This is a genomic window from Salinivibrio costicola subsp. alcaliphilus, from assembly GCF_001996185.1.
GTDB lineage: Bacteria > Pseudomonadota > Gammaproteobacteria > Enterobacterales > Vibrionaceae > Salinivibrio > Salinivibrio costicola.
In genome coordinates this window covers 24,357-36,318 of record NZ_MUFR01000036.1, presented here as the reverse complement: position 1 = coordinate 36,318, position 11,962 = coordinate 24,357, and the positions used below count along the sequence as shown (strand labels likewise).

General features: G+C 50.3%; 10 protein-coding genes. 5 read left to right on the top strand and 5 right to left on the bottom strand.

Annotated features, from left to right (window positions below; genetic code table 11):
* The first annotated feature begins 659 nt into the window (after positions 1–659).
* From BZJ21_RS12170 to BZJ21_RS12160, 3 genes are all read left to right on the top strand, one after another.
* Positions 660–2,339 (top strand): aspartate:alanine antiporter, encoded by a 1,680-nt coding sequence (locus BZJ21_RS12170; RefSeq protein WP_021024413.1) that lies wholly within the window; start codon positions 660–662, stop codon positions 2,337–2,339.
* Between the two features lie 101 nt (positions 2,340–2,440).
* Positions 2,441–3,115: a response regulator gene (locus BZJ21_RS12165; protein ID WP_021024412.1), complete on the top strand. Its 675-nt coding sequence runs from the start codon at positions 2,441–2,443 to the stop codon at positions 3,113–3,115.
* Positions 3,116–3,118: 3 nt separating this feature from the next.
* Positions 3,119–4,486: an ATP-binding protein gene (locus BZJ21_RS12160; protein WP_077669909.1), complete on the top strand. Its 1,368-nt coding sequence runs from the start codon at positions 3,119–3,121 to the stop codon at positions 4,484–4,486.
* 94 nt (positions 4,487–4,580) lie between these two features.
* Here BZJ21_RS12160 and pgsA read toward each other — a convergent pair whose 3' ends face one another.
* The 4 genes from pgsA to BZJ21_RS12140 all read right to left on the bottom strand — a co-directional run bounded on the left by pgsA (position 4,581) and on the right by BZJ21_RS12140 (position 9,446).
* Entirely contained in the window at positions 4,581–5,141 is a 561-nt protein-coding gene (gene pgsA / locus BZJ21_RS12155; protein WP_077461317.1) for a CDP-diacylglycerol--glycerol-3-phosphate 3-phosphatidyltransferase, read from the bottom strand.
* Between the two features lie 49 nt (positions 5,142–5,190).
* The gene (gene uvrC / locus BZJ21_RS12150) at positions 5,191–7,023 is read right to left on the bottom strand and encodes an excinuclease ABC subunit UvrC (RefSeq protein WP_077461316.1); all 1,833 of its coding nucleotides are present in this window, start codon (positions 7,021–7,023) and stop codon (positions 5,191–5,193) included.
* A 29-nt stretch (positions 7,024–7,052) separates the two neighbouring features.
* The gene (gene uvrY / locus BZJ21_RS12145; protein WP_077461315.1) at positions 7,053–7,697 is read right to left on the bottom strand and encodes a UvrY/SirA/GacA family response regulator transcription factor; all 645 of its coding nucleotides are present in this window, start codon (positions 7,695–7,697) and stop codon (positions 7,053–7,055) included.
* Positions 7,698–7,997: 300 nt separating this feature from the next.
* Positions 7,998–9,446, bottom strand: a complete 1,449-nt coding sequence (locus tag BZJ21_RS12140) for an NAD-dependent succinate-semialdehyde dehydrogenase (protein WP_077669908.1) — start codon at positions 9,444–9,446, stop codon at positions 7,998–8,000.
* 224 nt (positions 9,447–9,670) lie between these two features.
* Between BZJ21_RS12140 and BZJ21_RS12135 the strand changes: the two genes are divergently transcribed.
* Both BZJ21_RS12135 and trxC read left to right on the top strand, forming a co-directional pair.
* Positions 9,671–10,807 carry a M14 family metallopeptidase gene (locus BZJ21_RS12135; protein WP_077669907.1) on the top strand — a complete coding sequence of 379 codons (1,137 nt, stop codon included), beginning with the start codon at positions 9,671–9,673 and terminating at the stop codon, positions 10,805–10,807.
* A gap of 148 nt (positions 10,808–10,955) precedes the next feature.
* Entirely contained in the window at positions 10,956–11,387 is a 432-nt protein-coding gene (gene trxC / locus BZJ21_RS12130; protein ID WP_021024404.1) for a thioredoxin TrxC, read from the top strand.
* 72 nt (positions 11,388–11,459) lie between these two features.
* Here the strand turns inward: trxC and BZJ21_RS12125 are convergent, their stop codons facing one another.
* Positions 11,460–11,909, bottom strand: coding sequence for an Lrp/AsnC family transcriptional regulator (locus BZJ21_RS12125; RefSeq protein WP_077461312.1), 450 nt, complete (start codon positions 11,907–11,909; stop codon positions 11,460–11,462).
* Positions 11,910–11,962 lie beyond the last annotated feature (53 nt).

The following is an 11,962-nucleotide window of genomic DNA, read 5'->3' as shown; positions in this document are numbered from 1 at the left end:
CGCACTGAAAATGATCAACAAATTGATCCTTTGTTTTCACTTATTTTAATTAATAAATATGGCATAACGCACGGTTTTCAGCCCTAAGTGACAATTTAGCCATTAAGTTGCTAGCCCAGGCATGGCGCGGATCTTCATGCGTTTTCCCTGGCGTGCACATTATCACTGCACTTACATTTCTAACGCATTGATTATGCTTAATTTATAGTTTCTTGTACTGAGAAAGCGTGAATGCATGATGACAAAACGTGCATGCCATTGCGGTGCTCGAGGCGATAAGCGGGTTATCCATCCAGTATTTCTCCACGCTACCGCCCGCCGGTTTGCGGCATCCAACAGGCCTTAAAAATGTCGATTGTGGCAGTAGCCTATCAAATACCTTGTTAGCTTTTCATGTCCTAATGTCCAAAATGTTAGCGAGCGCTTATTCTGTGGGTCTGGTAAGGGGGCGTTAGCTTGAGTCTAGGGGCTTGTATAGGGGCGCCTTAAAAATCAGTCGATGGGGCTTTTTGTTGTTTACGTTGAAAAAATCAGCCAAGCGGTCTTTTTTTACCCAACTTTTCTGTGTATTTCACTAAATTTGTCCAACAAAATGTGATTAAGGTTGGTATAATTTTCACCACATTAACCCTCTGCACGCGCTGTCGGACATTTGTGCTGTGAATATAGACGTCAATAACCTCCTGCTTCAAAACGATATTTTACTCCTTTTTGTGGTGCTCGCGCTCGGCCTGGCCGTCGGAAAGATCAAAATTGGTAGTGTGCAACTTGGTGGATCCATCGGCGTGTTGTTCACCGCAATCATTTTTGGTAATGCCGGGTTTACCTTTTCGCCCGACGCACTCAGCATCGGCTTTATGTTGTTTATCTACTGTGTCGGTATCGAGGCAGGGCCGAACTTTTTTGGCGTGTTTTTCCGTGACGGAAAATCTTACCTATTGCTCGCGCTCACCGTGTTGTTAAGCGCCATTGGGTTGACGTTGTTTTTTCAAGATCAGTTAGGTCTGGATACCAGTATTGCCACTGGCATGATGGCAGGCGCACTCACCGCTACTCCGGTGCTCGTGGGCGCGAAAGATGCGCTTAACTCTGGCTTAACCGGCACCGATGGCGAGCAGCTGGGGATGATGATCGATAACCTCAGTGTCGGCTATGCCATGGCCTACCTTACCGGTTTGGTGAGTTTGATTGTGCTTGCCAAGTTAATGCCTAAGCTGCAACGCCATAACCTGGAGCACTCTGCTCAGCAAATTGCGATTGAGCGCGGGTTAGGCAGTGAGTCACAGCGTAAAGTGTATCTGCCTATTATTCGCGCCTATCGGGTTGGCCCAGAGCTGATTGATTGGATTGATGGCCGTAATCTGCGTGAGCTGGGTATTTATCGCCAAACGGGCTGTTATATCGAGCGGATTCGCCGTAACGGCATTTTGGCTAACCCCGATGGCGATGCCATTTTGCAGCAAGGGGACGAGATTGCCTTAGTAGGCTATCCCGATAGTCATGCGCGCCTTGACCCCAGTTTTAGAAACGGCAAAGAAGTGTTTGATCGTGACTTGCTCGACTTGCGCATCGTCGAAGAAGAAATCGTGGTGAAAAACGACAGTGTGGCGCAAAAGAAGCTGTCCGATCTTAGCTTGTCGGAATATGGCTGCTTTTTAAACCGCGTGGTACGCGCGCAAGTCGAGATGCCGATGGACCAAGGCATTATTCTGAATAAAGGCGATGTGTTGCAAATCAGTGGCGAGAAAAGCCGCGTAAAAGGGCTGGCGGATCGGATTGGTTTTATCTCGATTCATAGCCAGATGTCGGATTTGCTCGCGTTTTGTTGCTTCTTTATTCTGGGGCTTGGGTTGGGGATGATCACCCTCACTTTTGGCCAAGTGACCTTTGGGCTGGGTAATGCCGCCGGCTTGCTGCTGGCAGGGATTAGTCTTGGCTTTTTACGCGCCAACCACCCTACCTTCGGCTATGTGCCACAAGGGGCGCTGAATATGGTCAAAGATTTAGGCCTGATGACCTTTATGGCCGGGATTGGTCTAAGTGCCGGTAGCCGGCTATTTGATTACATCGCGGATATGGGCTTTTCGGTGATTTTGGCCAGCATTGTGATTAGCGTGATCCCCGTAATTATTGCTTATCTGGTGGGGGCCTATGTGCTTAAAATGAACCGCGCCTTATTGTTTGGTGCGATTATTGGCGCACGCACCTGTGCCCCGGCGATGGATATGATCAATGAGCACGCGCGCAGTACCATTCCAGCACTGGGCTACGCGGGCACCTATGCGATTGCCAACGTGATCCTGACACTCGCCGGCACCTTAATGATTATTTTGGTGTAAGCCGTCGAAGAGAACGACGTCACGTCAGGCACAATTCAGCCAACAAAACTTATAATCAATGCGTCCAACCATGGGCGCTTTTTTGTTTTAAAGAGGCTTTTATGCAGGTATTGATTATTGAAGATGATTCGATTTTAAGTCATCACCTAAACACTGAGCTCACCGAGCTTGGGCACCATGTTCGCTGTGCCAAGACGGCGAGCGAGGGGCTGTATTTTGCCGATCAATACCCCAACGATATTGCCGTTGTTGATTTGGGCCTACCCGATCAAGATGGGATCAGCTTGATTCGGGACATTCGTGCCAAAGGCTTGCGCCTGCCTATTTTGGTGTTGACCGCACGGGCGAACTGGCAAGACAAAGTCACGGGTCTAGATGCTGGCGCTGATGATTACTTGGTTAAGCCGTTTCAAAAGCCGGAGCTGGTTGCCCGCCTCAATGCCTTGGTGCGCCGAAGTGCTGGCTTTGTCAAACCCACGATTACCGCCGGTGACATTGAGCTCGATTTGTTAGCCAAAGCGGTGACGGTGAACGGCCAGCCACTTGAGTTAACCGCGTTTGAGTATGATTTGTTTGAGTATTTGATGCGTCATAGCCGTGAGGTGATTTCCAAGCAGCGCTTGCTCGATGTGCTTTATCACGATCAAGATGGCGATCCGAACACCATTGAGGTGATGATCAGTCGCCTGCGCAAAAAGCTGCTCCAAAGCGGCCATAGCAACCCGATCTCGACCGTGCGAGGTCAAGGGTATCTTTTTGAAATTCAAGCTGAGTAAATCATGAAACTAGGCCAATTTACTTTATGCCGTTGTCGACCAAGATTGCGCACCCGAGTGCTTGCGACGTCTATCGGTATCATACTGGTTTTTTCTATCGCCCTAGCCGCTTTAATTAATAAGCTCTATCAACAAAGCTCGATGGCCGCTTATTCTCGCGATCTGGCCTCACAAATTCCCATGGTCATGGCGCAACTGAGTAAAGATGGATTGATTCGCGCCGATGAGCTCACGGCGTGGATCCAATCGCTGGATCCCTCTAGCAGCGACTATATGTCCGTTCTTTGTACGCGAGATAAACATACGCTTTGGACCTCCCGCGATGTTCGCGCCTTTGATATCGACGATATTTGCGCGCTGTTGCCTGATCTGACCAAAAAACCGCAGTACCTTTCTATTGCGGGCTTTAACGTGGTTGCTCAACGGCTGTCTTCCGAGAAGCAACCTGGCGACAGTGATAACCGGCTGTTTGTGCTGCGTAACGTGGATATGCAAAAACAACAGTTAGCTGATTTAGAGACAGAGACTTGGTTTTATATCAGTTTGCTGTTTCTTTCGGCCTCTGCCATGGTAATCGCCGCCTGCCATTGGAGTTTTTCTCCGCTGCGCCGATTGGCACGAGAGCTGATTGCGATTACCGAATCACGGCAAAAAACCTTGGACGATGATTATCCTGATGAGCTACAAGATGTTACCCAAGCGCTTAACCGGATGATCACCCAACGCGAGAAGCAAAAAACGCGCTATCGTCACGCGATGGATGATTTGGCCCACAGTTTAAAAACGCGCTTGTCGGCCACCAACGCCTTGTTAGACGACAATCGCTTATCGCGTGAAGCACTGAACAAACGGATCCTAGAGCAAGTCAGCCAAATGGATGACATGGTGCAGTATCAACTAAAACGTGCGTTGGTGGGGCAATGTGGGTTAAAACGCGAAGATAGCCCACTGTCTGCGCCTATCGATAGCTTGGCCGGGATGTTAGATAAAGCGTATCGCGATAAACCGGTTAAAGTGATCCGCGCATTTGATCAACACGCGTCTTTGCCGATACACCACAGTGATTTGATGGAGTTACTCGGTAACTTGTTAGAAAACGCCTATCGATTCTGCCTTGAGCAAGTGAAAGTGCGCGTAGAGGATCAAGGTGAGGTGTTTCAGCTTATCATTGAAGATGACGGCCCTGGGGTGCCGGAGTGCTATCGAGAGAGCATTTTTCAACGCGGTATCCGTGCCGATCAACTGAACCCGGGCACCGGAATTGGCTTGGCCGTGTGCGATGAAATTATCGCTAGTTACGATGGTAATATCCACGTCACGGACTCGGTATTACAAGGCGCGGCATTTGTGTTGACTATTCCTAAGCGCTAAACGACAAAACGCAGCCTTAACGGGGCTGCGTTTTTTGTTGCGCGCTGTCGCGCGTTTTTGTCGCTGGTGCGTTGGCGATATGGGTCGTTAGGGCTTAGTCGCCATCAGGATCGGCCAGCAAATCGTCTTTGGCTGCCATCATATATTGATACATCGACCAGTACGTTAGGCCTGCTGCGACATACAAAGCAATATACCCTAACCATTCAATCCAAGGGGCGCCATGCCACAACAGCATGGTCAGTGCGAACATTTGCGAGCCGGTTTTAAATTTACCTACCCAAGACACCGCGACACTGGCACGTTTGCCGATTTCGGCCATCCACTCTCGCAATGCAGAAATAATCACTTCGCGCGCAATCATGGTGGCAGCGGGAATCGTGACCCAAATAGACGCATAGTGCTCGACAATCAACACCATGGCAATCGCCACCATCACTTTATCGGCAACGGGATCGAGAAATGCGCCAAATCGAGTCGATTGTTTTAAACGGCGTGCTAAATAGCCATCTAACCAATCCGTCGCCCCCGCAATGATAAAAATCAGTGCCGCCACAAACGGCGCCCACGCGTAGGGAAGATAATAAGCAACAACAAAGACCGGGATCAGCGCAATGCGCAAAAAGGTCAGAATGGTAGGTATATTTAGACGCATGCTCAGCTTTTTATTTTAGGAGTAACTAGGTTATGGTGCCCCATTGCCGCTAACCTTGCAATGAGGAATGAATTTTCTCTGCCAATGTTGCGCTGATGCCTGGCACTTTGGCGATTTCTTCGACACTGGCGTTTTTCAGCTCTTGGAGCCCGCCGAGGTATTTGAGTAGTGCTTGGCGGCGTTTCGGGCCAATTCCGTCGATTTGTGTAAGTACACTCTGTTTGCGTGCTTTGCCTCGCGCGGCGCGGTGTCCGGCAATCGCATGGTCGTGGCTTTCGTCACGAATATGTTGAATCAGGTGCAAGGCTGGCGAGTCGGACGGCAGCGAAAATTCTTCGCCTGAGATCTTAATTAAGGTTTCTAGCCCAGGTCGACGGCTGGTGCCTTTTGCCACGCCTAATATCAGCGGGTTAATCGGCCAGTCGGCGATTAGGGGCTCAAGCACTTCCCAGGCGCGATTAAGCTGCCCTTTGCCGCCGTCAATCACGATAATGTCGGGGATTTTTTCCGGCTCAACTTGCTTACTATACCGACGCGTCAGCACTTGCGCCATCGCCGCATAATCATCACCGCCGGTGATCCCTTCAATATTATAACGGCGGTACTCTTTTTTCAGGGGGCCATCTTGATTGAACACCACACAAGAGGCGACCGTTTTTTCTCCCATGGTGTGGCTAATATCAAAACACTCCATCCGTTTAACCGGCTCCAAGCCCAAGGTTTGTTGTAGCGCCTGATAACGGTGTTGGATGGTCATCCGATGATTGATTTTACTGGTCAAGGCGGTGCGCGCATTGGTGTTGGCCAACTTTAAGAATCGCGCTCTAGCGCCCCTTGGTCGACTTTGTAGCTGGACGTTGCGCCCGGCGATTTCACTCAGGGTCGTCGATAGCCAGCCAAGATCATCGCCAATATCGTCTGAAATCAGAATATGGCTTGGAATGGTGCGCCCTTCTGCTTGCGCCAAATAAAACTGGCTGACAAAGCTTGAAACCACTTCACCTGGCTCGGTCTCGGCAGGCATTTTAGGGAAATGGCTGCGGCTACCCAGCACTTTGCCTTGGCGCAAAAAGAGCACATGGATACAGGCGACACCATTTTCGACCGCAAAGCCAATCACATCCAGATCATCGTCACTGTCTTGCGAGACAAATTGCTGCTCTTGCACGCGCCGCAACGCTTGAATTTGATCGCGGTACTCGGCGGCCTTTTCAAACTGCAGCTGTTGGCTGGCAGTTTCCATCTTGGCGACCAAGCTGTCGATCACTTCGCGATCTTTGCCTTGTAAAAACATGCGGGCAAAATTAACTTGCTCGGCATACTCTTCATCACTGATCAGCCCAGACACACACGGCCCGGCACAGCGGCCAATTTGATACATTAAACACGGACGGCTGCGGTTGGCATACACCGAGTCTTCACACTGGCGAACAGGAAAGATTTTCTGCAATAAGTGCAGGCTTTTACGCACCGCGTTGGCATCGGGAAACGGGCCAAAATATTCGCCCTTTTTCTTTTTCGCGCCACGATGGATCGCCAGCCGTGGGTGCTCATGGCCACTGAGGTAAATGTACGGGTAGGTTTTATCATCACGCAGCAAGACGTTGTATTTTGGACGATGCTGCTTGATCAGGTTGTGCTCAAGAATTAACGCTTCGGTTTCAGTGTGGGTGACGGTGACTTCCACATCAGCAATGTGACGGACGAGTGCTTTGGTTTTCTCACTCGACACCTGAAGCCGGAAGTAACTGGCTAATCGCTTGCTGAGATCTTTCGCTTTACCCACATAAATGATCTCACCGGTGGCGTTCATCATTCGATAAACGCCTGGCTGGTGAGGCACGGTTTTAAGAAAACTCTTGGCATCAAAGGTGTTTGGCACTGCGCGATCTCGTACTGCTTAACTTCGCTTTAAAGGCTTTCGGTATCTAACATGCCGTGACGAATAGCAAGGTGGGTTAGCTCCACATCACCATTGATATCTAGCTTGCTAAATAAGCGATAGCGATAACTGTTCACCGTCTTTGGACTGAGGTTTAACTGCTCTGAAATATCGGTCACTTTTTGCCCTTTGGTGATCATTAACATGATCTGCAGTTCGCGCTCTGACAGCTCTTTGAAAGGATTATCAGAAGAGGTAGAAAACTGACTCAGCGCCATTTGCTGGGCAATATCAGGTGAAATGTAGCGTTGGCCACTGTTCACCATGCGGATCGCATTCACGACTTCATCAGCCCCTGCGCCCTTGGTGAGATACCCTGCCGCACCGGCTTGCATCACCTTGGTTGGGAACGGATTTTCAGTGTGAATTGTGAGCACAATAATTTTGGCGTCTGGCGAGTAGCGAAGCAACTTACGTGTGGCCTCTAACCCGCCGATACCTGGCATATTCATGTCCATCAGGACAATATCGGCGTGATTTTGCCGGCACCACTTGAGTGCGGCTTCACCGCTGTCGGCTTCCCCTACCACTTTTATGCCACGAACGTCTTCTAAAAGACGCCGAATCCCTGTGCGAACCAGCTCGTGATCATCTACAAGAAAAACATTGATCAAACTTGTATCTCCACTTGGTTTGGTTCGCCAACATGCTGCGTGAACGCAACGGTTGGACTTGTCTTACGCATCTCTTAAGTTTTACCACGGATGAAAAGGCAACAACAGAGCAGATGTGCCGAATCACAAATATTCATACATTAAGCTGATAAAAAACAACCCAAGTGACGAGATCGTCGCCAATACGGCGACAATCTCACCAGTCTCGCGGCTATAACCCAGGTAGCGTGTTGATGATGTGTCAGTAATTTTCCACACCAGATGTACGCGCTTTCCGTGTGTCGTTATGCCAGCACATGGTTACAGCGCCAAACACAGGTACTTCATTTCGAGGTATTCATCCAAGCCCCATTGCGATCCTTCGCGTCCTAACCCAGATTGTTTGACCCCTCCGAACGGTGCTACCGCCGTTGAGATCAAACCGGTATTAATCCCCACCATGCCATATTCCAGCGCCTCGGCAACGCGGTGTACACGGCTGATGTCACGGGCATAAAAATACGACGCTAAACCAAATTCGGTATCGTTGGCCATAGCGATGGCTTCCGCTTCATCGTCGAAAGCGAACAGCGGTGCGACAGGACCAAAGGTCTCTTCTTTCGCAATCCGCATCGCCGAGGTCGCGTGTTTAATCACCGCCGGTTGGGTGAAGTTGTCGCCTAAATCGGGGCAGTCACCCCCCAATAAAATCTCACCACCGTGTTGCTGGGCATCGTCCAGGTGTGCTTTTACTTTGTCGATGGCGCCACGATTAATCAACGGACCAATGTCAACGTTGCTGTCAGTACCCTGCCCAACGCGTAATTGGCTCACTGCCTGGGTGAATTTTTCAGCAAATGCGTCATAAATACGCGATTGTACGTAAATGCGATTCACGCACACGCATGTTTGTCCCGCGTTGCGGAATTTAGCGGCAATCGCCCCTTCTACGGCAGCATCAATATCGGCGTCATCAAAGACGATGAATGGGGCGTTACCGCCAAGCTCCAACGACAGCTTTTTAATGCTTGGCGCACATTTTTCCATTAGCTGCGCGCCAATGTCGGTCGAGCCGGTAAAGGAGAGTTTACGCACACGTTCATCGGCACATAAGGTATCTGCAATCGGACCCGCCGTCCCGGTGATAATGCTTAGCACGCCAGCAGGTACGCCGGCACGCTGCGCTAATTCACCCAACGCCAACGCTGATAAAGGGGTGTCGCTGGCCGGTTTGACCACCATGGTACAACCGGCAGCAAGCGCGGCCGCTGCTTTACGGGTGATCATGGCGGCGGGAAAATTCCAAGGCGTGATGGCTGCTGTCACACCTATGGGCTGCTTGATCACGGAGATGCGTTTATCGGCCTGCTCGGCAGGAATAGTTGCGCCATTCACACGTTTGGCTTCTTCAGCAAACCATTGCAAAAACGACGCGGCGTATTGGATCTCACCGGCAGATTCTTTCAGCGGTTTGCCCTGCTCCGCGGTCATGATCGCGGCTAAGTCCTCGGTATGCTCGAGCATGAGCTCATACCAGCGATAGAGGATCTCAGCTCGAGCTTTGGCGGTAAGTGCTCGCCACTCGGGCAAGGCGGCGTCGGCAGCATCAATCGCGCGACGTGTTTCCTCCGCCCCCATATTGGGCACCGTTGCCAAGCACTCACCGTTAGCAGGGTTCGTGACTGAACGTGTGGTTTGATGATTGGCATCAACCCATTGGCCATTGATTAAGGCTTGAGATTTGAGTAGTGCCTGATCGTGAAGCTGCATAATGGCTCCTTTTTTGTGTCAAAAGGCTGGAGAGTTCGCTTGAATCTTGATAGCACCTTGCCAGCTCACCTTTGGCACGGCAAGATAATCACTGAGATTAATCAGCATAAGCCTGTAAACGCCCAATGTCTGCTCAAATAGGCAACAGACGAAGCGAAAATAATAATAAGGCTTATCCTTCCGGCGCAAACACAGCTGGCCCTTCAACAGAAAAAGGATGCTCTATGCGTATTTTTAGTCAGTTCGATAGCGGGAATATTCGCGTTCTGAATGATAGCGACATCAATAATATCCAGCTTGCCATTCATCATGACAATCAATCTGAATTTTATCAGTGGTTCCATTTTCGCTTAGAAGCGGACGTGGATCAGGCTCATACACTCCACATTCAACAGCTCGCTGGGTCGGCCTATCCTGAAGGCTGGAAAGATTACCAAGCCGTTGCCTCATATGACCGCGATACCTGGTTCCGCGTGCCAACCGAGTTTGATGGCGACACCTTGACGATTAAGGTCACGCCGCAACATGGTTCGATGTACTTTGCCTACTTCGCGCCTTATAGCTATGAACGCCATTTGGATCTCATTCACCAGGCGCAGACCTATCCACAGTGCCAGCTCGAAACGCTAGGACAAACCTTGGATGGTCGTGATATTAGTTTGTTGAAAATCCGCGCGGATTTAAGCGAGTGTACTCAACCAAAAACGCCCATTTGGCTGATTGCGCGCCAGCATCCCGGCGAAAGCATGGCGGAGTGGTTTATGGAAGGTTTACTCGACCGATTGCTTGACGACACCGATACCACTGCACAGGCATTACTAGAAAAAGCTGATTTTTATGTGGTGCCGAACATGAATCCCGACGGCAGTGTGCGCGGCCACCTACGCACTAATGCGGTGGGCGCAAACTTGAACCGCGAGTGGCAGTCGCCCACCCTTGAACGCAGTCCCGAGGTGTATCATGTTCGTGCCCGTATGGAGCAAACTGGGGTAAAAATGTGTTTGGATATCCACGGTGACGAGGCCATCCCATATAACTTTGTCGCCGGCTGTGAGGGCATCCCCTCTTATGATGCGCGCATGGCGGACTTGGAAGACAGATTTAAGCGTACGCTGCTTACCGTGACGCCGGAGTTTCAAGACGAGCACGGCTATGAAAAAGATGCACCAGGCAAAGCGAACTTAACCGTTGGCTCAAATTGGATTGGTGAGCGCTTTGAGTGTTTGTCGTACACGGTCGAAATGCCGTTTAAAGATCATAACAATCATCCCGATCCTGACTTTGGCTGGTCACCCGCGCGCAGCCAAGCATTTGGCCGAGACATGCTCAGCGCAATCCTTGGCGTGGTTGATGGCCTTTAACAAGGCTAGCTAGCAAGCGGTAAGGCAAAAGAAAACGAGCCGGTGACACTGTCATCGGCTTTTTCTATTTAAGTGATTGATTATTTCGACTTGGGCTATCACACAAAGGCGCTTACATTAGGGGTAAATCATTCAACGAGGACGCACAATGACAACTCTTACCTCGCGCTGCCCCCACTGCCAAGCAACCAACCGTATTCCTGAAGCGCGCATTAATGACGCACCTAACTGTGGTAAGTGTCAATCGGCACTGCTCGATGGCAAGCCTATCGAAGGCACTACGGATAACTTTGCCGCTTTATTAAACAGCGACAAGCCGGTTGTCGTCGATTTCTGGGCTACCTGGTGCGGCCCCTGTCAAAGCTTTGCACCCGCTTTTGAAGCAGTGGCAGAGCAGGAATCAGGTCGTGCCCGTTTTGTGAAAATTGATACCGAGGCCCAACAAGCCCTCGCGGCGCAATATCGCATTCGTAGCATTCCGACCCTGATGGTGTTTAAAAACGGCGAACGGGTTGATGTCTTAAATGGTGCTTTGCCACAAAATGCGTTCAGCGACTGGGTCAACCAGCACCTTAGCTAATCACGCGCTATCGGTTTATCGCCGTTTTTCCATCGTGTGATTCTGGCGCAGCGCTAGACTTTAAGCGCTGCGCTATACCTTGAGCGCTGCGCCTTGTTTTACCGCGCGGATCGCCACATTGGTATTGATGTCTTTCACCATGGCGAGCGTTTGCAGCTGACGCATAAAGGCTTCGTAGTGCGGAAGATCGCGACTGACTACTTCCAGTAAATAATCATACGTGCCCGATATCACATGGCCGTTAATCACTTCATCCATTTCCACTAGCGCATGCTCAAAGGTAACAATTGCCTCTTCTCGGTGGTTACTCAGGCTGACATTGACAAAAAATGTCATGTTTAGCCCAATCCGCTGGCGGTTGAGTGTGACCTGGTATGAGGCAATGATCCCATCAGCCTCAAGCTTTTTAATCCGTCTTGCGCACGGCGAAAACGAGAGCCCAACCGCATCGGCTATCTCGGCAACAGTACGGCGCGCATCATCCTGCAATAACGCAAGAATCGCTTTGTCTTTATTGTCCAAACCGCCTCCTTGATGGTTTTTATTAATTTATAGCCATAAAAAGATGATAATCG